This window comes from Streptomyces showdoensis, from assembly GCF_039535475.1.
GTDB classification, from domain to species: domain Bacteria; phylum Actinomycetota; class Actinomycetes; order Streptomycetales; family Streptomycetaceae; genus Streptomyces; species Streptomyces showdoensis.
Genome location: NZ_BAAAXG010000026.1, coordinates 2,411,702 through 2,435,472, shown reverse-complemented (window position 1 = coordinate 2,435,472; position 23,771 = coordinate 2,411,702). Strand labels below are relative to the sequence as shown.

The following is a 23,771-nucleotide window of genomic DNA, read 5'->3' as shown; positions in this document are numbered from 1 at the left end:
GCGTCAGTGGGACGACCGTGCGGTGATCGATGTTAGGCAGTCGCCGTGGCCCGGGCCACTACTTGGAAGCGACTGTTTCGGTCAACGACTCACGTGTTCGGGTGGTGTCGGGTCCCAGCATGATCGTCCGGGAGAGCAGGAAGGTGACCGGGATCGCGGCCGCCGCGGCGATCAGGGGGGCGTAGGTGCTGTCGACCGAGAGGAGGTCGACCAGGACGTAGACGCCGACGGTCGTGATGACGAAGTTGGCGGCGTTGGTGAGGGGGAAGAGGAGGAACTTCCGCCAGGTCGGGCGGGTGCGGTAGGTGAAGTACGAGGTGAGGAAGAAGGAGCCGACCATGGAGAGCGCGAAGGCCAGGACATGGGCGGCGATGTACGGGAGCCGGAGCCCGAACAGCAGGTAGAGGCCGTAGTACGTGCCGGTGTTGACGGCCCCGACCAGGGCGAAGCGCACCACCTGCCAGGTGACGGCGGTGCGGGCCGCCGGCGGCGTCGGCCGGGTCGTGGCCGTCGTCGGCGGCGTCGTCGGCGGCGTCGGCGGCGTCGTCATCGGCGTCGTCATCGGCGCAGGAGCTCCTTGTCGCGGGCGCGCTGGGCGGGGACGGCCGCGTTGGTGGCCTTCACCAGGAAGTGCGGGCGGCGCTTGACCTCGTAGTAGATGCGTCCGACGTACTCGCCGACGAGCCCCAGCATCACCATCTGCACGCCGGCGAGCGCCGTGACCGTGACGAGCAGGGTGACATAGCCGGGGGTCTCCACCCCGTTCACCAGGGCGACACCGACGATCCAGGCCGCGTACGCGAAAGCCACCGAGACCAGCGCCATTCCGAGATAGACGGCGGCCCGCAGCGGCTTGTTGTTGAAGGAGAGAAGGCCGTCCAGTCCGTAGTTGAGCAGCTTTCCGAACGTCCATTTCGAACGCCCGTCCTCCCGTACCGCATTCTCGTACGCGAAGGTCGTCGTCCGGAATCCGACCCAGGCGAAGATCCCCTTGGAGAATCGGTTGTATTCGGTCAGTTCCAGAATCGAGTCGACCGTACGGCGGGAAAGCAGCCGGAAGTCGCCGACGCCGTCGACAAGCTCGACGTCCACCAGCCGGTTGATCGCCCAGTAGTAGGCGCGGGCGGTCAGCGTGCGGGTGACCCGGTCGCCGGTGCGGGTGCGGCGGGCGATGACCTGGTCGTACCCCTCGGCGTGCAGCGCCACCATGCGGTGCACGAGCTCCGGCGGGTGCTGGAGGTCGGCGTCCATGATGACGACGGCGTCACCGCCCGCGTGCTGGAGGCCGGCCAGCATCGCGGCCTCCTTGCCGAAGTTGCGGCTGAAGGAGACGTAGCGCGCCCGGGGGTCGCGCGCGGCGATCCCCTCCAGGAGCGGCAGCGTACGGTCATGGCTTCCGTCGTCCACGTAGACGATCTCGAATTCTCCGTCGAAACCGGAGAGTTCCTTCGTCACATGGTCGTGGAAGCGACCGATGATCTCTTCTTCGTTGAAGCACGGGACCACGATCGAGAGCAGCACGCACGCCACGACAACGGGTGCGGATGTCGGCGCCGGATTCGAGCGGTGACGGGGAGGCGACCATTGAATGAACTGACCTCGCCCTCCCCCGATTTCACCCCTTCACGCCTCTTCCCGCTGCCATATTCGGAACACGATGAAGATCCGCATTCCGCGTGCCGCCGGGCTCGCCGCCCTGCTCACCGTGCTCGCCGTGTGCGCGGGGGACGCGGTCGCGAGCACCTTCCCCTTCGGCCGGCACCGGCGCGGCGTCAACGACCTGGCCAACCAGTTCCTGCCGTTCCACGCGCACCTGTGGGACCTGCTGCACGGCCGGGCCGACGGCGGGCTCCTGCTGAACTGGCGGTCCGGCTGGGGCAGCAGCTTCCTGCCCGACCTCGGCACCTATCTGACCAGCCCCTTCGCCCCGCTCGTCGCCCTCTTCCCGCGCGCGGACCTCGCCTACGCGCTGTACGCGATCACCGTCCTGAAGACGGCGGCCGCCGCGGCGGCGATGGCCTGGGCGCTGCTGCGGATCCGCCCCGGCGTCTGGTGGGCGGCTGGCCTGCTGGGCGCCGCGTACGGGCTGTGCGGCTGGGCGCTCCTGGAAGCCGTCTACAACCCGATGTGGATGGACGGCCTGATCGCCTTCCCGCTGCTGTGCCTGGTGGGGGTGTGGGTACGGGAGGGGCGCCGGCCCCTGCTCGGGACGCTCGTCGTGGCGGTCTGCTGGACCGCGAACTTCTACACCGCCTACATGGCGACCCTCGGCGCCGCCCTCGTGCTCCTCGTCACGGCCCCGCACTGGCGGACCCTGCTGCGGGGCGCGGTCACGGTCCTGCTCGGCGTCGGCCTCAGCGCGCCCCTGCTGCTGCCGGTCTTCCTCGGCACCCGGCACGCCCATCCGGGCGTCGTCCGTGACTTCGCGGCGGCCGACGGGGCGGACCTGGCCGCCCGCCTGATGCCCGCCACCTACGGCTTCTCCACCCCGGCCCTCTTCGTCTTCACCGTCGTCCCGGTCCTCGCCGCCGCCCTGCTCTTCCGCCGCGAAGGCCCGGCCTGGCGGTGGCCCCTGCTGGCCGCGGCGGTCGCGCTCTCCTTCCAGTGGGGCCCGACGCACCTGGTGTGGCACGTCTTCGCCACCCCGAACGGCAGCCCGTACCGCCAGACCTTCGTCCTGACCGGCGTCCTGGTGCTCGCCGCCTGGCAGGCCGTCGCCGACGGCCTCCCGGAGCGGCGGGCGCTGCTCGGCGGCACCGCCCTGATCCTCCTCCTCGCCCTGCCCGCCGTGGGCAGCGCGCAGGCGACCGGCGTGGGCTGGGCCCTGTTCGCGGCCGGCCTCGCCGCCCCCTTCCTGGTGCGGCGCGGGCGGCCCGCCCTCCTCGTCCTGGCCGCCGTCCTCGTCGCCCAGGCCGCCGCCACGACGGCCTGGGGCGACAAGGAACGTCTCGCCCGGCTCGACGACTACCCGGCCTGGAGCGCCGCCGACACCCGCCGGGCCGCCGCGCTCGCCGAGGCCGACGGCTGGCCCGCGTACCGCACCGACTCCGGCCGCCCCCAGGTCACCGGCAACGAGCCGATGCTGCTCGGCGGGCAGGGTGCCGCCTACTACAGCAGCCTCACCCCGGACGTGCTGACCCGCACCCTGGCGGCCCTCGGCGGCGGCTGGACCTCGCGGGGGCGCAACCTCCAGAGCCTCGACAACCCGGTGACCGACGCCCTGTTCGCCGTCGGCGCCCGGTGGCGGGACGGCGCCGTGGTCCGTACGGGGCCGGCCGCGCCCCTCGTCACGGTGCGGCCCCCGGGCCCGCCGCCCGTCTACGGCCCCTCACCCTTCCGCAACCAGGAACGCCTCCTGGGCGCCCGCGTCTACGAGCCCCCGGGCCCCGGCGGCGCCTGCCGCCCCGGCACCGAGACCTTCCTGTGGGCGCCCGACTTCACCGGCACCGCCCGGCTCGGCGACCGCACGGTCAAGCTGCGCGGACAGCTCCTCAAGTGGCGGGCCGCCCTGACCTCCCTGGGCACCCCCGCGCGCCCCTCCGCCCCGGTCCTCACCGGCCGCGGCCACCGCGGCGAGCTGGCCTGCCTGGACCACACCCGGCTGCGGACGGCCGTCGCCGCACTCCGCTCCACCGCCCCCACCACGATCACCGTCACCTCCACCGGCTTCCGCGCCACCCTGCCCCCCGGCACCCGCGGCACCGTCGTCCTCGCCGCCCCCCGCATCGCGGGCTGGCACTGCGAGGACCGCCCGGCCGACGCGTACGGCGGCCTGGTCGCGACCCCCGCCGACGGCCGGACCTCGGTGACCTGTTCCTTCCGGCCGCCGGGCCTGCGCGCCGGGCTGGGCGTGGGCGGGGCGGCGGCGGTGCTGCTGGCGCTGTGGGTGGCGTGGACGACGGCCAGGACCCGGGCGGCGCGCGGGACAGCCGTGCCGAAACAAGACCCGTCGGAGAGCAACTCCCTCTACCATGCCCTCACTTGACGTCTGCTCGGGGGAGGATGACAGGTGTGACGATCGAGGCCGTGGTCGTGATCGCCCTGGCCTGCTCGGCGATCTACGCACTGTTCGCATGGATCCGCGGGCTGGTGCACCGCTGGAAGCTGCCGGAGCCGTCGCTCGCCCCGGGTCAGCTGGAGACGTACCAGGGGCAGGCGTTCCGCGCGATCTGCCGGAGGGCCACGAACCCGGGGCCGAGCGTGTCGATGCGGTCCTACTTCATCGAGCAGGAGTGGAACCGGGCGGACGTCCTGCTCATCCTGAACGAGCCCCTCAAGCACAAGCTGATCAAGGTCAGGGGCTGGAGTTTCGGCAGCTACAGCGTGACGCGCAAGGGCTGGGCCGAATACCGGAGCAAGTTCATCTGGACGGGGGGCGAGGGCGTGAACATCTCTTCGGGTTCGGGCGGCTTCATCGTGGCGAACGTCAACAGCCGGCAGTCGGTCGCCCACGGCGGCTACGGGAACCAGACCAACGCGGGGGCCCAGATCTCCCACCAGCAGCTGATCCACGCCCTGCGCGCGGACGCGGACACCGCGACGCCCGACGAGGCGGTCCGCGCGCGGGAGTACGCCGACGACCTCGCCTCGGCCGTCGAGGGCCAGGACCAGGACCGGACGGCCCGCGTCCTCGGCCGGATCAACACGCTCCTCTCCACCGCGACGGCCGCCTTCGCCCTGACCCGCCAGTTCCTGCCGCCCGGCTCGTAGCGGCCGGCCGCACCCGTCGGCCTGTCGATTCCGACACGCCCCGTTCGACGTCCTGGTGTGGGGCACTTCCCCGCACCAGGATGCGACAGGACCGACGAGGAGAGGCGGGCGCGGACCCATGGGCCAGCTGCTGAGAGTCATGAACTTCAACGTGTCGAGGGACGGGATCGGGGCGGGACCGGACCAGCTCCAGAGCCTGGAGTCCCCGTTCGGCCTCCCGCACGCGGAGCGCCTGTTCGCGTGGGCGGGGGCCACCGCGAGCTGGCCGATGCGGACGGACGCGGGCGGGAGCCGGGGCCTCGACGACTACTTCACCCGGGACTTCGCGCGGAACATCGGTGCCGAGATCATGGGCCGCAACAAGTTCGGCCCCCAGCGCGGGCCGTGGCAGGACCACGAGTGGCAGGGCTGGTGGGGTGACGAGCCCCCGTTCCGCACCCCGGTGTTCGTGATGACCCACCACGAGCGCCCCTCGATCACCCTCTCCGACACGACGTTCCACTTCGTCGGCGGCGACCCGGCCGACATCCTCGACCAGGCCCGCAAGGCCGCCGACGGCAAGGACGTACGGCTCGGCGGCGGGGTGAGCACGGTGCGGGAGTTCCTGGACGCGGACCTGGTCGACGCGATGCACATCGCGGTCGCGCCGGTGGAGCTCGGCTCGGGGATCCGCCTGTGGGAGTCGCCGGACGAGCTGCGGGACCGCTTTCACCTGGAGGTGGTGCCGAGCGTGAGCGGGGTGGTGCACCACCTGTTCTGGCGGAAGTGAGCCGCCGACCCGAAAATAGTAGCCATGTACATAGTAGCCATGTACGGTATTCGGCATGAGTTCAGCAGCCGAGGGCGCCACCGCCGGATTCCTGGTCTGGCGCCTCTCCATGAAATGGCGGGTGGCCGTCGACCGCGCGCTCACCCCCCTGGGGATGACCCACGCGCAGTACGCGGTGATGGCCTCGCTCTACGGCATGGGGCGCTCCGGACAGCGCCCCAGCCAGCGCGAACTCGCCGACCACACCGGCCTTGAGGCGCTGTACGTCTCGAAGCTGGTCCGCACCCTGGAGTCGGGCGGGCAGCTCGCCCGCACCCGGGACCCGGCCGATCCCCGCGCGATGCGCCTGGAGCTCACCGCGCAGGGGCGCGAGGTCACCCGGCGCGCGATCACGGTGATCCAGGGGCTGCTCGACCAGCTCCTGGAGCCGCTCGGGGGGCAGCACGGCCCGCGAGCCGAGCAGTTCACCGCAGAGCTCGCCACCCTGCTCGACGTACCTCTCGATCCGCACGTCCACGACGCCGAAGAGAAGGAACAGTCATGACCACGAACGCCCCCGCCGCACCCACCGCCAACGGCCGCGTCATCGCCCTCGCCCACTACGCCTCCCGCGCCGTCCTGGAGAGCGTCCTGACCCGCCACGGGCTGGCCTTCCACGAGAGCGTGACGCTCAAGGCCGTCACCCTCGCGGGCGGCTCCGTCACCCCCGACCGGCTCGTGGCCGACGTCATCAACTCGTTGAAGACCGAGGAGCCGGCCGTACGGGAGGTCGTCGACGGACTGACCGCGGCGAAGCTCCTGGAGCCGGACCCGGCCGACCCGGCGCGCCTGCGCCTCAGCCCCGCCGGTCAGGACCTCCTCGACACCACGAGCACGGAGACCGCCGAGATCTCCGCCCGCCTCTACGCCGGCATCCCGGCCGAGGACCTGGAAGTCGCGGGCCGCGTCCTCCACCTGGTCACGGAGCGCGCGAACGCGGAGCTGGCGGGTACCACCGGCTGAAAGGCCGAAGCCGAGATGCGGAGAGCGCCGCTCCCCATGTCCCCTTGCGAAGAGGGGGACGGAGCGTGAGGAGAGGCATGGTGGCACGGCGAGGACTGGCGGTCGCCGCGACGGTGACGGCACTGATGGCGGGCGCGGCGAGCCCGGCGGGTGCGGCGAGCCCGGCGAGCGCGGTGGACGGGCCGCCGACGATCGTGGTCGACGGAGTCGGCACACCCCTGGCCGGAGGCACCCCGCAACTGGGCGTCCCCTACGGCAGCCGGGGCGTCATCCGCGACACGGACGACGAGACAATCGGCAACACGTACCGCACCTGCGTCCTGGAGCTGGTCGGGGCGAGCTACGACAGGACGCTGTGCACGGTGACCTTCCGCTTCGACGACGGCGGCCAGATCACGTCGCAGACCCTGTTCGAGGTCCCGCACGACGGCGTCGAGCCGAAGGCCTTCGACGGCGTGATCACCGGCGGCACGGGAACGTACGAGGGCCTCACAGGCTCCCTCCACTACGAGCCGGTCGCGGACGCCCGCTCGAAGTACACCGTGACCCGGACCTGACGCCTTACGGCTCCGCGTGCTCCTCCCCCGCCAGATGGCGGCGGAGGAGCACGTTCGCGTCCGCCTCCGCGCTCCCGTCGTACCGCAGCCGCGCGTCCCGCCGCCGGTCCGCGAGCCCGTCACACTCCGCACACCCCGGCACCGGCACGGGCGGCGACGGCACCTCCACGTCCAGCAGCGCCACGGCCGCCGCCCGCGCCCGCTCGTTCACGGCGCGCACGCCCGCGCTCAGCCGTTCGTCCTGCGTGGCGAGCCGTACGTGGTCGGGGTCGGCCTGCCACTCGCGCCCGCCGCCGAGCGGCCGGATCATGACGTACGGCCCGGCACGACCCCGGAACTCCCCTACCACACAAGCCACTTCGTCGTACACGAAAGTGCCGCATTCCATGACAACCACTCCTGTCCGTGGACTACCCTCCGTGATGGGGCATGTCGAGGATGGACCCGGGATGGGGTCGGGAGGCCGGTTGCCTGGTCGCGGTTCCCCACTCCCCTTCCGGTAATTCCACATCTTCCACGGAGGGGTGCGTAGTGCCGCCGAGACGAGTGATCACGGGCCGCAGCCAGGATCCGCGCAAGCGCTTCGCGGAAGAGCTGCACAAGTTGAGACTGGCACGCCGGCTGAGCTGCAGGGCGCTGGGAGCGGCGGTGGGCTGGGACCCGACGCTCTTCTCCAAGATGGAGCGGGGTAAGACGCTGGGCGGCCCGGAGGTGGTCAAGGCGCTGGACACCTTCTACCAGCTGCCGGAAATGCTGCTGGCCCTATGGGAGGTCGCGGTGGGCGACCGGCCTCCGACCCGCATGGAGTACCGCCAGTACTTCGACCTGGAGGCCGAGGCGGTCAGCATCTGGGAGTACGCGGTCTGCTTGCTGCCGGGCCTGCTTCAGACCGAGCGATATGCGCGCAGGTTGATGGAGCAAGGCTCCCACGAAGGCGAGGAACTAGAGCGCCAGATCAAGCTGCGCCTCGAGCGCCAAGAGGTGCTGAAGGGGGCCGACGCCGTCACCTTCCGCGCGATCCTCTCTGAGACCGTGTTGCGCACGCCGTTGCCTGATCCAACCCACTGGCAGGAGCAGTTGGAGCACCTTCTCACCGTGAGCGATCAGCGGAACGTGACCCTTCAAGTGTTGCCTCATTCCGCCGGTCCGCATGCCCTGAACAGCACCAACGTGACTTTCCTGCGACTCACCGATGCCCGAGTGGTGGCCTGGGTGGAGACCGGCTTCTCGGGCACTCAGATTGACGCCTCGGCCGACGTGGAACACTTGCAGGCCCGGTACGACGACGTGCGCGACCTGGCCCTTTCCCCCGCGGAATCACGGAGGTTCATCATGCGCATGCTTGAGAAAGCACAACGGGAGCAGCCGGCCTGAGGACCGGCGCCCACCCTCGCCTTCGGGCCCGCCGCCTGGTCCGCGTTCGTGGACGACGTGAAGGCCGCCACCATCCATTGAGGTGACGTGAGTGCGCCAGGAACCCGGAAAGTGACCCGGCGCTGACTCTGGGTGGAGATGATGACCCCGTTTGATCATCCACCCCCCGTCAGAGCCGGAGTCCCCCATGTCGAACGTCCCCACCGCGCTGCTCTACACCGACGAGCACGAGTGGATCCTCAAGGAGTCCGACGGCACCTGCACCGTGGGCATCACCGACCACGCGCAGAACACCCTCGGCGACATCGTCTTCCTCGAACTCCCGCCGGTCGGCAAGCAGGTCGAGGCAGGTGACGCCATCGGCGTCGTGGAGTCGGTCAAGGCCGCGTCCGACATCTACTCGCCGCTGACCGGCGAGGTCGTCGCAGTCAACGCGGACGCCTCGGATTCACCCGAGGACGTCAACAGCGACCCGTACGACACGTGGCTGTTCAAGATCAAGCTGGGCAAGGGCGCCACGACCGACGGCCTGCTCTCCCCCGCCGACTACACGAAGCTGATCGGCTAGAAGTTCTCGAAGCCAGGAGCCACGACCGTCTCCTCTCGCCCTTGGCGGGCGTTGATCAGCGCACAGTCCGAGGAACCGGGAGAACACCGTGAGCTCCAACGGAACCGCCTACCGGTTCGACTGCTCCAAGGGCCTGCACTGGGACATGTCGCTGAACACCTGCAACTGGCCGGACGCGGCGGGCCGGGTGGAAGGCGACCACCTCCTCCCCTAGCGCTTCACGCGGCACTCCCCCGCCGCGCCTCCCGGCAGTCCCGGCACAGGCCCGGTTCCGGGGCTCTGAACGCCCGGTCGCAGTCGTCGCACGTCTGGAAGGGGTGCGGGGCCAGGTGGGTCGGCGTGGGTGCGGCCGGGAGGGGCGGCGGGAGCAGGCTGGTCAGGCGGTAGTCGAGGATCCCGGCCGGGTATTTCAGGTCGTCGGGCAGGCAGGCGGTGAGCGTGCGGCGTACCGCGTCGGGAGTCGCGCCCCGGGCGAACCAGGCGTCCACGCCGGGTGTCAGCCGTTCGACGTCGCGGGTCGAGAGGGTGAGGCGGGGTTCCTGGACCCGCAGGCCCAGGAGGAGTTCGGCGGCGGGGCCTGCGGGGGGCGGCAGCGGCACGGGTGGCCGCGCGGGCCTCGGCGGGCGTGGGGCTGCTTCCCGTACGGGAGAAGGGGGCGGTGGCGGCGCGCCGCCGCCCGACGGCGGGTCGGGGTCCGGGTCCGGCTCGTGGTCCGGGTCCGAGGTCGGGCCGGGGGCTACGACAGCCGCAGGCTGCGACTGCGGCCGGTGCTTCGGCTGCGGCCGGTGCTTCGGCTGCGGCCGTCGCTTCGGCTCCTCGGCCGCTTCGGGTGACGCCTTCGGGACGGTGTACGCCATCGTCCGGGTGATCACCCGGCCGTTGGGCAGGCGCACCCGGCGGCGTTCCAGGTAGCCGTGCCGCTCGAGTTCCCGCATAGCGGCGGCGATACGGACCTCGCCCTCCGGGAAGCGCTGGGCGAGCGCGCGGATCGAGACGCTGGCACCCTCCGGCAGCGACTGGATGTGGCCGGAGAGGGCGATCGCGGTGAGGCTCATCTGCCCGTGCTGCAGAAGGCTGTTGTCGACGATCGTGAAGCCGCTCGTCAGCTTCGTCCTGACGTGGCCGACACCGGATCGGGTGGCAGTCGGGAGAGTCGCGGGCAACGCGCACGCGGGCGCGCTAGGGTTCTTTTCATCCATCGGGAAGGGTTTCGCTTCCTCGGTGGTCAGGCCCTCTGTCGGGATCGCTAGTCCCGGCCGGGGGCCGAACTGTTTTTCAGTGCGGTCGCCGCGAGCATATGCCAGGCAACCTGCCCCCAATCCAGCCCAGTTGGCACAGTTCCCTCGTGTGGGTGACGAGCCAGGATCGGCGCTGACGTGCGCCGACTCGGGGAGGTGGGAGGGGTGGGGTTGGTTCTTTCCCTGGGTTCTTTTCTTTTGTCTCGCGCCCCGCCCCGGAGCGGGCCACCGCGACGCGTCCGCTCACAACCCGGTGCCTAAGCTGCCGGGATGAGACTGACCAGACTCGTGGTGGGGGCTGCGCTGGCCGCCTCCGCACTCCTGCCCACAGCCCCGGCCGCGCAAGCCGCCCCGACCGCCGGCACGACCGTCGAACCCTTCGACGCCCGCTTCACCCTGACCCGCGTCGACGGGGTCAAGACCGACCTGATCTCGGCCGTGGAGTCCGCGGGGGTCTCCACGGCCCCGGTCACCGAGGTGCTCGGCTCCCGGACCGGGCGCCCCGGGCTGTGCCATCCGACCGGGCTCAACGGGGCGCTGCGGCCCGACGGGTTCTGCTGGGACGACCAGGACGACAGGACCGGGTACACGGACGCGGGCGGCGGGTGGATGCCGCAGGGCTTCGCCGGGGCGCACGTGTCCGGTTCGGCCGACGGCACGTACCGGGGCCGCACCCTGTTCGCCGCGTCCTGGTACTTCGGGGTGCTGAACCAGCCCGAGGAGTACACCCGCGTCTCGATCGCCGAGTCGGCCGGCGGCGGCGCCCCCGTCTCGTACGGGCACATCGCCCTGGTGGAGCCGGTCGCCGGCGGCGACTTCAAGAAGCCGGTCTTCCCCTCGCACGCGGACGGCGTCGCCTGGTACAAGGACCGGCTCTTCGTCGCCAACGGCGCCGAGCTCCAGGTGTACGACCTGAACCACCTGTGGCGGATGACGGACACCACCGCGGCCGCGACCGGACGGGCGGCGGACGGGAAGAGCTCGGCCCGCCACCACCGCTGGGCGCTGCCGCTCGTGGCCCGCTACAGCACCATCAGCACGGCGACCCTCGACGACCCCTCCACGGCCTTCCTGCGGGGCACCCCGCGCGCCTGCGGGCCCGCCGCCGAGAACTTCGGCGAGCTCTGCATGAGCAGCCTGAGCGTCGACCTCTCCGACACCGCGAACGGCCCCGCGCTCGTCTCGACCGAGCACCGCTCCGAGGGCGGCGCCCGGATCGTCCGCTGGCCGCTCGACGGCCTGGAGGCGGGGGCGCCCGAGCGGGTCGTCTCGTACGGCACGGCGTACACGAGCCCGGTCACCGGCATCCAGGGCATCGCCAAGGGCGGTGACACCTTCTACCTGAGCGGGAGCTGCCCGACCGGGTATCCCGGCGGCTACGCGTGCCTCCACGCGGCCCGCGCGGGCGAGGCGCCCCGGGTGCTCACCCAGGCGCCGTACCTGACGCAGGGACTCTCGTACGACCCCCGCGCGGGGCGTCTGTGGGGCTACAACGAGGCGCTGGAGAACGCGAGCGGCGGGCGGCGCGTGGTGTTCTCCGTCGATCCGGCGGCGGGCGCGGCCACCACGGACGGCTGGGGCTGGCTGACCAACCGGCACCGGGCGGGGGCGATCTGCGCGACGCCGCTGGGGAACGCGACGGCGAACGGGACCGCCGTCACCGTCTGGTCGTGCACGGGGTCCGAGCTCCAGCGCTGGCGCTACGACCCGGTGAACCGGTTCCTCGTCCACCAGGCGAGCGGGCGCTGCCTGACCCCGAAGGCCAACGGGGCGAACGTCGACGGCGCCGTCCTCACCCTGTGGACGTGCAACCCGTCAAGCGACGTCCAGCGCTTCACCCCCGACGCCGTGACCGGGCTGCTCGTCAACGACTACGGCAAGGCCATCGCCACGAAGGGCAACTCCCTGGCGGACGGCACCGTCCTCACCCTGTGGACGAAGTCCACGGGGACGCTGCCCGACGCCCAGGACTGGTCCGTGAAGGGCTTCTGAGCCGGCATCCGGAACGGAAGACGGAGAAGGGCCGACCCCCCGCGGGCCGGCCCTTTCCCTTCGCGCAGTGCGCGATTACTTCTTGACGGCGTTCAGGCAGAGCACGAACTTGTCCGAGTCGAGCTGCTGCGCCAGGGCGACCTCGCCCACCGTGCCGCACTTCTCGACGTCGAAGGTGTCGTCGACGACCTTGACGACCTTGTACAGGTCGGGCTTGCCCGAGTCGCACGGCTGGGAGTCGACCTTGGGGTCGTTCTCCTTGCCGCTGACGGTCACGCACTCGCCGGCCTTCGCGTGCACGGGGGCCTCACCGGTGACGTACGGGAGGCCGAGCTTCACGGCGAGACCGACCACGAGGAGGACCACGAAGCCACCGATCTTCTTCAGCGCGCCGCCCTTCTTCTCGGGAGCGGGCGCCTGGGCGGGCGCGGCGGCGAACGGGTCGGACGGTGGAGGCGTGGTCATGGAGGAATCCTTGAACGGCGTGGACATGATCGAACGCGCACGTTACACACCGCGAAACGACCAAAACGGATCTCTTCTCTCCGTTTGCCCATCAGATACGGAGTCGTGATCCTGCCGGTCCGTCAGGTCACAGCCGGGGATCCACCGCCTGCTGCCGCGCCAGCGCCCGCCGCAGGTCCGCCACCAGCGGGTGATAGGCCCCGTGCACGCGCTCCGCGTCGAACAGCAGCGCCCGCAACTGCGCCCGGCCCGCCCCGTGGTCCCCCATGGCGAGCAGCAGCAGCCCGACCCGGTGCCGGATGTCGAACGCGCGGGTCTGCTGGTCCGGGGCCGTGCCGTGCTCGAAGTACGGCAGCAGGGCGCGGTACTCGGCGAGCGCCGCCGACGGGTCGCCGAGCTGCTCCAGGCACTGGGCCGCGTCATAACGGAATTGAAGGGTCTGGGGATCGGCCGGGCCCGCCTCCGCCGCGCGGTCCTCCGCGAGGCGGCGCAGCTCGGGCAGGGCCCGCCGGTACTGGCCGTCGTCCATCAGCGTCGACGCGTACTGCTTGCGCAGGATGCGGACGACCGGCGAGTGCTCGCCGTGCTCCGCGGCCGCCGCCGGGAGGATGCCGCCGAGCATGTCCACGGCCTGCGTCAGGGACCCCTCGCCGAGCAGGCGCTTCACCTCGTCCACCGCGGCGGCCACGTCCGGCTTCGCGGGGGCGGGCGGCACGGACGGCGGCGGGGGCACGGCGGCCTGCACCGCGTGGTCGGGCCAGGGGGCGTGCGGGCGGCGGAAGGGGCGGGTCGGGTCGAGCGGACCCGACGGCCCCGGCGCGCCGCGCGGCGGCAGCAGCGGGAGCAGGTGCTCGTACACCTCCTGCGCGCCCGAGGGGCGGGCCAGCGGGTCCTTCGCCAGCAGGCGCAGCACGAGCGCTTCGAGGGCCTCGGGCACCTCGGGCCGGATCCGGCGGACCGGGACGGGCGCCTCGTACAGGTGGCGGTGGAGCACGCCGAGCGCGGTCGAGCCGGCGAAGGGCACGTTGCCGCTGAGGAGTTCGTGGAGGAGCACGCCGAGCGCGTACAGGTCGGTGTACGGCCCGACGGCGCCGCCCATCGCCTGCTCGGGCGCCATGTAGGCGGGGCTGCCGATGGGCGAGCCGGTGTGGGTGAGGCGGGTGGTGTCGGTGTCGAGGACGGAGGCGACGCCCAGGTCGAGCACGATGACGGTGCCGTCGGGGCGGACCATCACGTTCCGCGGCTTGAGGTCGCGGTGCACGATCGGCACCGCGTGCACGGCCGCGAGCACCGCGCACAGCTGCGCGGCGACGGAGACCGCCCAGGGCCAGGGGTACGGGTCCTGCTCGGCGAGGTGGTCGGCGAGGTCGGCGCCCTCCACGTACTGCATGACCAGGTACAGGTCGTCGCCGTCGCTGCCCGCGTCGTGGACGGTGACGAGCCCGGGGTGGCCGACCTGGGCGGTGACCCGGCACTCGCGCACGAATCGGCGGCGCAGCTCCTGGGCCGCCGTCGCCGGGCCGCTGATGGCGACGGGGCTGAGCAGCTTCACCGCGACCCGGCGGTCCAGCCGGCCGTCGTACGCCGTCCAGACCTGGCCCATGCCGCCCTGGCCGATCAGGGTGGACAGCTCGTAGCGCCCGCCGATGACCCGCCCGTTCACCGCCCGCCTTCCCGGGGGTCCTTGTCCTTGCGGAGGAGGTCGCTGAGCTCGTCGAGCTCGGCGCGGACCTGGTCGATGCGGGGGCTCGCCGCGGGGGGCACCGGCGGCGGGGTGACGGCCGGGGGCCGGGGGTGGGACGGCTGCGGTACCGGCTGGGGCTGCGGTACCGGCTGGGGCTGCGGGTAGCCGTAGGACGGCTGCGGCTGCTGGTACGGGAGTTGCTGCGGCTGGGCCTGCGGGTGCCGGTGCTGCGGGACCGTCGCCGCGTACGGGTTGTACGGCTGCGGCGGGACCGCCGCGCGGCCGGTGTGGTCGTGGCGGATGTCCACGACCAGGAAGTACGCCGTGAACGCCACCGCGTTGAGCAGGATCATCCCCACGGCCCAGTCGGCCCGGCTGGTGTTCTCGTCCTCCGGCATCAGCACGATCCCGGCGATGACGACGGCGACCGAGACCCCGAGCAGGATCCAGTCGACGACCCGGCGGGTGAGCAGTGCGATCCGCAGGGCCGTCGCCCAGGCGAGCAGCCCGATGCTGACCAGCGGGAGCACGACGAAGAGCACCCGCAGCACGATGACCGAGGCGGGAACACCGCGCTGCGGCGGCGCGGGCTGCGGGTGGCCGTGGCCGTACATTCCTGCTCCTGGTCACCTGAATGGCTCTGTTGTCGAGGACGAGCGTATACAAGTGCGGCCCGCGCCGTCAGGGAGCTTCAGGGAGCCACGGTGCCGTCCGCGAGCCCGTCGTACATCCCCTGCACCAGCTGCTCGCCGAGCCGTCCCGCCTCGCGCAGCGCCTCCTCGAACTCCGCCAGGGCGCGGAACCGCTCCCCGTAGCGCTGCTGTTCCGCGAGCGGGAGGCGGGGCAGCTGGAGGCGGCGGACGTCGAGCCGGGTGGCGGTCGAGGCGTACGAGCTGGCCTGCCGGTTGTTGGCGGTGGCGCGCAGGAAGCCGGCCAGGAACCAGGGGTCCAGGGCGGCCGGGTCGGGGCGCAGCAGGTGCACGTTGCGGCCGAGGGCGGCGCCCGCGGTGGCCGGGTCGACGACCCGGGTGACGGAGCCTCCGCCGAGGACGGGGACGACGACGTCGCCGGCGGCGAGCAGCACCGGCTCCTCCCCCGGGCCTTCGGCCGGGGCCTCGGGCAGCACGCCGGAGGGCGCGTGGCCGGCGAGGACGTCGGCGTCGGTGAGGACGGCGACGGGGGCGCCCGGGGCGGCCGTCCCCGAACCTCCCGCGCGGAGCGTGAGGGCGCCCGCGCGGGCGAGCTCGCCGACCGTCGTCGCGGGCCGGCCCGGGCCGCCGGGGGCGGGGCTCGCGGCGGGCGGCGGGGTCAGCTCGCGGGTGCGGCGCAGGGTCTCGGTCAGCCGCTCGCGCACGCCCGCCAGCTGTGCGGCGCCCTCGGCGGCGGCGGGCGGCGGGAGGTGGCGGGCGGGGGTCAGATCGACGTCGTCGTCGAGGAGCTCGACGACGGGGACGCCCCGGCTCTCGCCGGGCGTCTCGGCGAGGACGCCGTCCCGGTCGAAGGGCCGCCAGGCGTCCAGGACGGCGGCCTCCACGGCGGGCCAGTCGAGCCGGTCGCGGCCGGCGGCGCCGGTCGGGGTGTGGTCCGAGGCCGTGTCGACGAGCAGCAGTTCGGCGGGGGGCCGCTCACCGGGGACGGGCCTGCGCAGCACCCACAGGTGGAGCGGGATGCCGTACGGGGGCGCCGCGCCGGCCGGGAGGGCGACGACGGCCCGCAGGGCGCCGCGGCGCAGCAGGTCGGCGCGGATGCGGCGGCCGGAGCGGCGGGAAGCGGCGGCGGGCGGCATGAGCAGGACGGCGGTGCCGCCGGGGCGCAGACGGGCCAGGGAGTGCTGGACCCAGGCCAGTTCGGACTCCGTGCGGGCCGGGAAGCCGTACTCCCAGCGGGGGTCGTAGGCCAGCTCGTCGTGGCCCCAGTTGCGCTCGTTGAACGGCGGGTGGCACAGCACGGCGTCGGCGAGGAGCGCCGGGAAGGCGTCGGCGCGCAGGGTGTCCCCCGCGTGGACGCGCACGTCGGCGTCGCCGGAGAGGGCCAGGCGCAGGGCGGTCAGCGCGGCCAGGTCGGGGTCGGCGTCCTGGCCGTGGAGGGCGCCGCGCACGCCCCCGGCGGGCAGGGCGGCGGCGAGCAGGGCGCCGGTGCCGCAGGCGGGGTCGAGGACGCCGGCCGCGGGCCCGGCGAGCGCGGCCATGAGGGCGGCGGGGCCGGGCGGGGTCAGCGTGTACTGGCGCGGGTTGGCGTCGAGGTGGCGCCCGAGGAGGAACGCGTAGGCGTCGTGGGCGCCGGTGGTGTCGGGCGCCGGGGTGGCGCCGGTGGCGGTCGGGGGGGGCCGCCGCGGGGGCCGCCGCGGCGGCGGCGGCGAGCTCCACGACGCCGCGCAGGAGGGGGACGGAGGGGGTGAGTTCGGCGGCCGAGGGGGTGCGGACGGCCCGCTCGGCGCCGAGGCGCTCGGTCAGCGCCTCCTCCAGCGGGACCGGGAGCACCTCCGCGAGCCGCTCGTCCGGCACCGCGGCCAGCGCCGGCCAGGCCGCCCGCCGGTCCCGTACGAGGAGGAGCGCGCAGCCCGCGTGGACGAGGGCGGTGACGGCGCCGGCGGGGTGACCGGCGACGAGCTGCCAGACGCGCTCGCGCAGCGGGACCTCGGCCAGCTTGCCCTGGGTGCGCAGCCACTCCTCGACGTCGGCGAGGGCGAAGGAGGGGCTGGTCTCCGTACCGCCGACGGGCTTGGGGAAGTCGGCGTGACGGCGGCGCCAGTTGCTGACGGCCGCCCGGCCGACCCCCGCGAGACGGGCGATGCCCGCGGCGGTCACCTCTGCTGCGCTGTCGGGCACCTGCCTCAACTCCCCTCATTGCCGTGTGTGTGACGCCGATCTTACTGACGAACAACGCCCGCACCACTTCACAGCGTGAGCCGATCCATTTCTCGTGAACCGTGTTGACTCGGTTCACAGTCTCTGTTGTTATTGATCCATCGCGCCAGACAAACTCACTGTCCGGGAGGACACACCCATGTCGTACGACACGCAGCTCCCGCACGCCCCGACCCCGGCGGTCATGCGCAACGGGCTGGGCACCGCGGCCCTGATCCTCGGCATCATCGGCACGCTGTCCGGCCTCATCCCGCTGTTCTTCTGGCTGGCCGGAATCCTCGGCCTGATCGCGCTGATCCTCGGCCTGGTCGGCAAGGGCCGCGTGAAGCGCGGCGAGGCGAACAACAAGGGTGTGACCCTGACCGGCGCGATCCTCGGCCTCGCGGCCCTGGTCCTCTCGGTGGTCGGCGCGGTCATCACCTTCACCGCCGTCAGCGACGCGGTGGACGAGATCGACAAGGCGATCAAGGACTCCGCCCCGAAGGACCCGAGCTCCAAGAGCCCGGCGGGCAAGGGCGACGCGGGCGGCGCGGCCGGCAAGGACAAGCCGCTCGCGGCCGGCGACACCGTCGTCTACGACGACGACCTGAAGGTCACCGTGACCGAGGCCAAGACGTACTCCCCCGGCGAGTTCGCCATGGGCCACACCAAGGGCAACAAGGCCTACCAGGTCACCGTCACCATCGAGAACGGCGGCAAGAAGAAGTTCGACACCGCACTGGTGACGGCGCAGGCCCGCGCGGGCAAGGACGGCGCCACGGCCGAGCAGATCTTCGACGACAAGGTCGGCAGCGGCTTCAGCGGCACGGTCCTGCCCGGCAAGAAGGCCACCGCCACCTTCGCCTTCGACGCCCCCGCCGCCGCCAAGGACCTCACGGTAGAGGTCGGCCCCGGCCTGGACTACAACGCCTCGCAGTGGGACCTGAAGATCGGCTGACCCCGGCCCCCGTCGTCCGGGCAGCCTCCCGGGCGGCCACCCCCGCCCCGTACCTCCCGCGCTCCCCGCGTAACCTCCTCCCGCGCATCACGCACACCCCCATCCCCCTCGGAGAACCACCATGTCTGCCACCGTCCGCCTCCGCCGCGCCGCCCTCACCGCGACCCTGTGCGCCGCCGTCGCCATCGGTGCGACCGCCTGCGGCCCCTTCTCCGGCGGCACGAACGACGACGCGAAGCCGGCCAAGCCCGCCGGGCCCTTCGGGGACCTGAGCGGCCCCCAGATCGCCAACAAGGCGATCGGCGCGACGAAGGCGGCGGACTCGCTCACCCTCGACGTCGCCCTGAAGACCACGGACGGCCCGATCAAGGCCCGCCTCGCGACCGACGTGCGGGGCCACTGCGCCGGCACGATGACGATCGGCACGACGGGGAGCGCCGAGCTGATCAAGCCGGACGCCAAGTCCGTCTACATGCGCTTCGACGAGGCCTTCCTCAAGGAGCAGGCGAAGGGCGAGTCCGCCGAGGTGCAGGCGGAGGTCGTGAAGCAGCTCAAGGGCCGCTGGCTGAAGACGGACGCCAACGACCCCGACGCCAAGGACAGCCTCGCGCTGTGCGACCTGAAGTCGCTGCTCTCGGAGTTCGAGCAGGGCCTCAACACGGCCGTGAAGGGCAAGGAGACCACGGTCGGCGGCAAGAAGGCACTGATGCTCACCCAGGCCTTCGACTCCGAGAAGACCACCCTCTACGTGGCCACGGAGGGCGAGCCGTACCTGCTGAAGATCGTGACGGCGGGCGGCAAGGAGCCCGGCACGGTCTCCTTCTCCGACTACGACAAGCCGGTCGACGCGAAGACGCCGCCGGCGAAGGACGTGGTGGACGAGAAGGACCTCGGCTGACGGCCGAGCGAAGAACCGGAACCCGGGGGGGGATCCGGGGGACCCGGGGCCCGAGGGGGACCCGGCAGGGGGAACGGAAAAGGCGTGAAGGCCGCTGCGGGGGAGCGGCCTTCACGCCTTCCGTCGTCGTACGGGACTCCCGAGAGCCTCAGAGACCGTGCCGGACCCACACGTTGGGCTCGACGTACACCGCGTAGCCGCGGGAGACCTCGCAGTGCACCGGCACCAGGGCGCCCTCGACCTCGACGGGGCCGTCGGTGTCGAAGGGCAGACCGGTCCACCGGCGCCACTGCTCCACGGAGGCGCCGATGGTCATCGAGGCCGGGGCGACCTTCTCGACCGTGGCGCCCGCGCGGACGTGGACGCGCAGCCAGGGGTCGACCGGCAGCCCGTCCTCACGGGTGCGGAAGGCGTACTCGTGCATGGACGACTCCGCCTCCAGGTGCTTGCCGTTGGGCCGCACCGGGGCGACCACCTCGGCGAAGCCGAGGCGGCGGGCGTTGTCACGCATGGCGGACAGCATGATGTGCGAGAGCCCGTTGCCGAGCGCGCTCGTGTCCACGGTCACCTCGATCGCACTGACCGTGTCGGGCGTGCGCCCGTGCCGGAGGTCGGAGAACGCCCAGAGCAGGACCTGGTCCCAGCCGGTGCCGGGCAGTTCGCCGCGGCCCTCGGCCGAGAGCTGGAAGGGCACGCTGAACGCGCGGGCCACGACCTTGCCTTCGGGGTCGGTGGCGACGAGGACGAACTCGGGGAACGCGGAGACGATCTGCCCCATGTTCGCCCAGCCGACCGGGTCGTACATCATGAACTCCGGCCAGAGGTCCTTCATCCGCCACAGCGCCCCTTCGAGTTCGGGGCGTTCGGCGAGGGTCGTGATGTGCAGGTCCATGCCGGTGAGGTTAACGGGCGTTCCCACCAGGGGAGAAACGATTTTCCCTGGTCACCCGCCCCCTCCCCGCGAGCCTCACGGCAGCCGCTGCTCCGGGCACGTCGCCAGCACCCGCTTCATCGCGTCGCGCTCCCCGGCCGTCACCCACACCCCGTACTTCTTCTTCACGGCGGCCTGCCGGGCGACGTACGCGCACCGGTACGCCTTGTTCGGCGGCAGCCAGGTCGCGGCGTCGCCGTCCGACTTGCGGCGGTTGGCGGCCGAGTCGACCGCGAGCAGGTTGAGCGGATCGTTCGCGAAGCGCACCCGGGTGTCCGGGGCCCACTTCTGCGCCCCCTTCTGCCAGGCGTCCGAGAGGGCCACGACGTGGTCGATGTCGACCTTGCTGCGCCCGCGCACGTAGGCGACGGCGCCGCCGGTGTACGGGTCGTCGTCCAGCGTCCCGGAGGCGACCTTGCACCGGCCGTCGGCGAAGCGGACGCCGGACAGGTCGCGCCGGAGTATGTCGTCCCGGGTGCCGCAGCCGTTCCGGTCGACGTCGACCCAGGCGCGCCCGAACTTCTCGCGCTCGTAACCGGTCCTGGGCGCACGCCCCTTCACGGGGAGCGCGTCCACGGCGGCGAGCGCGGTGCCGGCGGCCGCGGGCTTCGGGGGCGCGCCGTTGCCGTCACCGGACGCGCCGCCGCCCGCGAGGGGGCCGCAGGCGGCACTGGCGAGCATGGTGAGGACGGCGAGGGCCGAGGCGATGAGGGTCTTTTGATACGTCAGCACCAGAAGATCCTATTTGATACATGATCAGGGATATGGGACCCGCTATCCGATCGTCCCGATCCCCAGCGTGTTCTCCGCCGGCAGCAGCCCCGAGCCGATGACCGCGAGCCACGGCCCGCCGAGCAGGTCGGCGAGCCGGGCCGTGGCCTCCGGGCCGAGGGCGGCCCAGGGGGCCGCGGCCAGTTCGTCGGTGCGGCGCTCGACCTCGGCGCGCAGGGCGCGGCCGGCGGCGGTGGCGGTGCCGCCGGGGCCGACGAGGCCGCGGGCGGCGAGGCGTGCGCGGGCGGCGGCCCATTCCCCCTCGGTCCAGCCGCGGCTCGTGAAGACGGGCTCGGCGGCGGCGCCGACGGCGGCGAAGGAGACCAGGGCCTCGACCGGGTCGAGGCCGGCGGCCAGGAGTGCCGCGAGGTGTCCGTCGCCTCGGTGTTCGCGCAGGACCGTGGCGGCCTGCCACAGGACGAGGTGCGGGGCGTCGGGCCAGGGCAGTGCGGCGTTGGCGGCGGCGAGCGGGCGGCCCGCGGTCACCGAGGCCTCGGCGGCGCGGCGGGCGAGCGCGGCGGCCTCCGCCAGCTCGGGGCCCTCGACCGTCCCGTCGCCGAGGACGGCCCGGTAGGTCCGGTCGACGGCACGGAGCCGGGCGGCGAGGACGTCGGCGGGCGCGGCGAGGTCCCAGGCGGCGGGGACGTACCGGTCCACCATGTCCGGGGCGAAGCTGTAGAACGCGGAGGCCACCCGGACGCCGCCGGCCGGACCGAGGGGAGCGGCGCGCCAGGCGAAGTAGGAGGGCCAGCGCTCGTCGACGCCGTAGCCGAGGGCGGCGGCCTCACCGAAGGCCTCGGGGGCGTAGTAGAGCACGGCGTGGAGGGGTTCGAGCAGGTGCCACATCTGGCGCACGCGCCCGGGCTCCACGACCTGGCCCCGCAGACCCCACAGACCCTCCGCACCCTCGGCGCCCCGCGCGCCCTCGACACTCCCGACACCCTGCGCGTTCCGCACGTCCTGCGAGTTCTGCACGTTCACGACGTCTCCCGTCCCGCATCATCTTGTCACTGACTAGATTCCTCCCGCACTCCGAACTTGTCAATGCCTAGATCCCGCGTACGCTGCTGCCATGACCAGTCGGCGCACCTACCACCACGGCGACCTGCGGCAGGCCGTGCTCGCCGCCGCCCTCGACGTGATCGCCACCGAGGGCCCCGCCGGGCTCAGCCTGCGCGACCTCGCCCGCCGCGCGGGCGTCTCGCACGCGGCCCCCGCCCACCACTTCAAGGACCGCACGGGCCTGCTCACCGCGATCGCCGCACAGGGCTACGAGCTCCTCGCCGAGGCCCTCGCCGACGCGCCCGACCTGCGGGAACGCGGGGTGCGGTACGTCCGCTTCGCGGCGGCCCACCCGGCGCACTTCCAGGTGATGTTCCAGCCCGACCTGCACCGCGCGGACGACCCGGAGCTGCTCGCCGCCAAGGAGCGGGCCGGCGCCGAGCTCCGCGCGGGCGTCACCGGACTCCCGGTCACCACCGACGCGCCGCGCGACACCGGGATCGCCGCCTGGTCGCTGGCCCACGGTTTCGCGACCCTGCTCCTCACCCACAACCTCGACGCCCCGCTCGGCGACCGGGATCCGGGCGAGGTGTTCCGCGCGCTGACCGGACTCCTCGGCTCCGCCCAACTCGACGGCGAGGGGCGGGAATAGCCGAAGTCGATCAAGACTTGTCACCCGTCGTGCGCACAGGAAAGACCACGGCACACGACAACGGGCGGAACACATGAAGACCAGCAGCACCCTCCGGCGCGCGGGCATGACCCTGCTCGCCGCCACCACCCTGACCGCGATCCCCACCACCGCCGCGACGGCCGACCAGGCCCGCGGCGGCGCCGCCTGGCACGGCACCTGGGCCGCCTCGCCGCAGGCGCCCGCCGCGCCGTTCGCCCCCAACTGGTCGGTGCGGGGCTTCGACGACCAGACCGTCCGGCAGACGGTGCGCGTCACCACCGGCGGCACCCGGGCCCGCATCGAGCTGACCAACCGTTACGGCAGCACCCCGCTCAGGATCACCGGCGCGACCGTCGCCCGTACCGCCGAGGGCGGCGCGGTGCGGCCCGGCTCGGTCCGCGCGCTCACCTTCGGCGGGCGGGGCTCCGTCACGATCCCGGCCGGCGGCACGCTCGTCAGCGACGGCGCCCCGTTCAGGACCGCCGCGTTCGAGACGCTCACCGTCACGCTCTACCTGGCCGGCCCGACCGGTCCCGCCACCTTCCACCACTTCGCCGGCACCACCAGCTACCGGGCGGCGGGCGACCACCGCGCCGACGTGACCGGCACGGCGTTCACCGAGACCGACTCGTCCTGGTACTACCTCTCCGGCGTCGAGGTCTCCGGCGGCGCCCACACGGCCCGCCGGGACGGCATCGTCACCTTCGGCGACTCCATCACCGACGGCGTCGGCGCCACCCCGGGCGCGGACGACCGCTACCCCGACGAGCTCGCCGAGCGCCTCGCCGCGGCCGGTTCCCCTCGCGCCGTCCTCAACCACGGCATCGGCGGCAACCAGGTCGTCAACGACACCACCTGGGCCGGCGAGAAGGGCATCGCGCGCTTCAAGAAGGACGTGCTCACGGAGAAGGGCGTCGGCACCGTCGTCCTCCTCGAAGGCATCAACGACATCGGCGGCAGCGGCCCGTCCTTCCCCGGCGGCCCGACCCCCGAGGTCTCCGTGAACCGCCTCATCGAGGGCCACCGCAGCCTCATCCGGCAGGCGCACGCCCGGGGCATCAAGGTGATCGGCGCGACGCTGACCCCGATCAAGGGCTCGTTCTACTTCACGCCCGAGAACGAGGCCAAGCGCGAGGCGTTCAACGCCTGGGTCCGCACGTCCGGCGCGTACGACGGCATCGTCGACTTCGACCGCGCGGTCGCCGACCCGGCCGACCCGGACCGCATCCTCCCCGCGTACGACTCGGGCGACCACCTCCACCCGGGCGACGCGGGCTACCGCGCGATGGCCGCCACGCTGGACCTCGACGAGCTGTGACCCGCCGCGGCACCC

General features: G+C 72.9%; 24 protein-coding genes and 1 pseudogene. 14 read left to right on the top strand and 11 right to left on the bottom strand.

The window, feature by feature from the left end; genetic code table 11:
• Positions 1-58 precede the first annotated feature (58 nt).
• A complete protein-coding gene (locus tag ABD981_RS24155; RefSeq protein WP_240495372.1) occupies positions 59-562 on the bottom strand; it encodes a GtrA family protein in 504 nt (167 codons plus the stop codon).
• Positions 559-1,521 carry a glycosyltransferase family 2 protein gene (locus tag ABD981_RS24150; protein ID WP_046910169.1) on the bottom strand — a complete coding sequence of 321 codons (963 nt, stop codon included), beginning with the start codon at positions 1,519-1,521 and terminating at the stop codon, positions 559-561. The genes ABD981_RS24155 and ABD981_RS24150 overlap by 4 nt, the downstream gene beginning before the upstream one ends.
• Positions 1,522-1,657: 136 nt before the next feature.
• Here ABD981_RS24150 and ABD981_RS24145 point away from each other — a divergent pair, with 136 nt between their 5' ends.
• From ABD981_RS24145 to ABD981_RS24120, 6 genes are all read left to right on the top strand, one after another.
• A complete protein-coding gene (locus ABD981_RS24145) occupies positions 1,658-3,985 on the top strand; it encodes a YfhO family protein (RefSeq protein ID WP_046910149.1) in 2,328 nt (775 codons plus the stop codon).
• A 17-nt stretch (positions 3,986-4,002) separates the two neighbouring features.
• Positions 4,003-4,710, top strand: coding sequence for a hypothetical protein (locus tag ABD981_RS24140; protein ID WP_205628253.1), 708 nt, complete (start codon positions 4,003-4,005; stop codon positions 4,708-4,710).
• A 118-nt stretch (positions 4,711-4,828) separates the two neighbouring features.
• A complete protein-coding gene (locus ABD981_RS24135; protein WP_046910151.1) occupies positions 4,829-5,479 on the top strand; it encodes a dihydrofolate reductase family protein in 651 nt (216 codons plus the stop codon).
• Positions 5,480-5,534: 55 nt separating this feature from the next.
• The gene (locus ABD981_RS24130; protein WP_046910152.1) at positions 5,535-6,023 is read left to right on the top strand and encodes a MarR family winged helix-turn-helix transcriptional regulator; all 489 of its coding nucleotides are present in this window, start codon (positions 5,535-5,537) and stop codon (positions 6,021-6,023) included.
• Positions 6,020-6,481: a MarR family winged helix-turn-helix transcriptional regulator gene (locus tag ABD981_RS24125; RefSeq protein ID WP_046910153.1), complete on the top strand. Its 462-nt coding sequence runs from the start codon at positions 6,020-6,022 to the stop codon at positions 6,479-6,481. Before ABD981_RS24130 ends, ABD981_RS24125 begins: the two co-directional genes overlap by 4 nt.
• 77 nt (positions 6,482-6,558) lie before the next feature.
• Positions 6,559-7,038 (top strand): hypothetical protein, encoded by a 480-nt coding sequence (locus ABD981_RS24120; protein ID WP_046910154.1) that lies wholly within the window; start codon positions 6,559-6,561, stop codon positions 7,036-7,038.
• A gap of 4 nt (positions 7,039-7,042) precedes the next feature.
• On the opposite strand, the gene ABD981_RS24115 is transcribed toward ABD981_RS24120, so the two are convergent.
• Complete coding sequence (locus ABD981_RS24115; protein WP_046910155.1) at positions 7,043-7,426, bottom strand: hypothetical protein; 384 nt, start codon at positions 7,424-7,426, stop codon at positions 7,043-7,045.
• Between the two features lie 158 nt (positions 7,427-7,584).
• On the opposite strand from ABD981_RS24115, the gene ABD981_RS24110 reads away from it, so the two are divergent.
• The 3 genes from ABD981_RS24110 to ABD981_RS24100 all read left to right on the top strand — a co-directional run bounded on the left by ABD981_RS24110 (position 7,585) and on the right by ABD981_RS24100 (position 9,194).
• Positions 7,585-8,412, top strand: a complete 828-nt coding sequence (locus ABD981_RS24110; RefSeq protein WP_345530379.1) for a helix-turn-helix domain-containing protein — start codon at positions 7,585-7,587, stop codon at positions 8,410-8,412.
• A gap of 187 nt (positions 8,413-8,599) precedes the next feature.
• Complete coding sequence (gene gcvH, locus ABD981_RS24105) at positions 8,600-8,980, top strand: glycine cleavage system protein GcvH (protein WP_046910157.1); 381 nt, start codon at positions 8,600-8,602, stop codon at positions 8,978-8,980.
• 88 nt (positions 8,981-9,068) lie between these two features.
• The gene (locus ABD981_RS24100) at positions 9,069-9,194 is read left to right on the top strand and encodes a chitin binding peritrophin-A domain-containing protein (protein ID WP_123954886.1); all 126 of its coding nucleotides are present in this window, start codon (positions 9,069-9,071) and stop codon (positions 9,192-9,194) included.
• Between the two features lie 4 nt (positions 9,195-9,198).
• Here the strand turns inward: ABD981_RS24100 and ABD981_RS24095 are convergent, their stop codons facing one another.
• Positions 9,199-10,035 carry a helix-turn-helix domain-containing protein gene (locus ABD981_RS24095; RefSeq protein ID WP_240495373.1) on the bottom strand — a complete coding sequence of 279 codons (837 nt, stop codon included), beginning with the start codon at positions 10,033-10,035 and terminating at the stop codon, positions 9,199-9,201.
• A gap of 453 nt (positions 10,036-10,488) precedes the next feature.
• On the opposite strand from ABD981_RS24095, the gene ABD981_RS24090 reads away from it, so the two are divergent.
• Positions 10,489-12,210: an RICIN domain-containing protein gene (locus ABD981_RS24090; protein WP_131723913.1), complete on the top strand. Its 1,722-nt coding sequence runs from the start codon at positions 10,489-10,491 to the stop codon at positions 12,208-12,210.
• A 75-nt stretch (positions 12,211-12,285) separates the two neighbouring features.
• Here the strand turns inward: ABD981_RS24090 and ABD981_RS24085 are convergent, their stop codons facing one another.
• From ABD981_RS24085 to ABD981_RS24070, 4 genes and pseudogenes are all read right to left on the bottom strand, one after another.
• A complete protein-coding gene (locus ABD981_RS24085) occupies positions 12,286-12,675 on the bottom strand; it encodes an LppU/SCO3897 family protein (protein WP_123954887.1) in 390 nt (129 codons plus the stop codon).
• A 127-nt stretch (positions 12,676-12,802) separates the two neighbouring features.
• Entirely contained in the window at positions 12,803-14,338 is a 1,536-nt protein-coding gene (locus ABD981_RS24080; RefSeq protein ID WP_046910161.1) for a serine/threonine-protein kinase, read from the bottom strand.
• Positions 14,335-14,973 (bottom strand): hypothetical protein, encoded by a 639-nt coding sequence (locus ABD981_RS24075; RefSeq protein WP_046910162.1) that lies wholly within the window; start codon positions 14,971-14,973, stop codon positions 14,335-14,337. Before ABD981_RS24075 ends, ABD981_RS24080 begins: the two co-directional genes overlap by 4 nt.
• Before the next feature lie 77 nt (positions 14,974-15,050).
• Positions 15,051-17,187 (bottom strand): annotated as a pseudogene (locus tag ABD981_RS24070) (N-6 DNA methylase).
• A 178-nt stretch (positions 17,188-17,365) separates the two neighbouring features.
• On the opposite strand from ABD981_RS24070, the gene ABD981_RS24065 reads away from it, so the two are divergent.
• Entirely contained in the window at positions 17,366-18,163 is a 798-nt protein-coding gene (locus ABD981_RS24065) for a DUF4352 domain-containing protein (protein WP_046912046.1), read from the top strand.
• Between the two features lie 121 nt (positions 18,164-18,284).
• The gene (locus tag ABD981_RS24060; RefSeq protein WP_046912047.1) at positions 18,285-19,061 is read left to right on the top strand and encodes a hypothetical protein; all 777 of its coding nucleotides are present in this window, start codon (positions 18,285-18,287) and stop codon (positions 19,059-19,061) included.
• 148 nt (positions 19,062-19,209) lie between these two features.
• Here ABD981_RS24060 and ABD981_RS24055 read toward each other — a convergent pair whose 3' ends face one another.
• The 3 genes from ABD981_RS24055 to ABD981_RS24045 form a co-directional block, all read right to left on the bottom strand.
• The gene (locus tag ABD981_RS24055; protein WP_046912048.1) at positions 19,210-19,953 is read right to left on the bottom strand and encodes a hypothetical protein; all 744 of its coding nucleotides are present in this window, start codon (positions 19,951-19,953) and stop codon (positions 19,210-19,212) included.
• Positions 19,954-20,028: 75 nt separating this feature from the next.
• Entirely contained in the window at positions 20,029-20,673 is a 645-nt protein-coding gene (locus ABD981_RS24050; RefSeq protein ID WP_205628322.1) for an HNH endonuclease family protein, read from the bottom strand.
• Positions 20,674-20,766: 93 nt separating this feature from the next.
• The gene (locus ABD981_RS24045) at positions 20,767-21,609 is read right to left on the bottom strand and encodes an SCO6745 family protein (protein ID WP_046912059.1); all 843 of its coding nucleotides are present in this window, start codon (positions 21,607-21,609) and stop codon (positions 20,767-20,769) included.
• A gap of 226 nt (positions 21,610-21,835) precedes the next feature.
• Here ABD981_RS24045 and ABD981_RS24040 point away from each other — a divergent pair, with 226 nt between their 5' ends.
• Together ABD981_RS24040 and ABD981_RS24035 are read left to right on the top strand one after the other, a co-directional pair.
• Positions 21,836-22,417, top strand: coding sequence for a TetR/AcrR family transcriptional regulator (locus ABD981_RS24040; protein WP_046912049.1), 582 nt, complete (start codon positions 21,836-21,838; stop codon positions 22,415-22,417).
• Between the two features lie 73 nt (positions 22,418-22,490).
• Complete coding sequence (locus ABD981_RS24035; RefSeq protein ID WP_046912050.1) at positions 22,491-23,756, top strand: SGNH/GDSL hydrolase family protein; 1,266 nt, start codon at positions 22,491-22,493, stop codon at positions 23,754-23,756.
• The last annotated feature ends 15 nt before the right edge of the window (positions 23,757-23,771 follow it).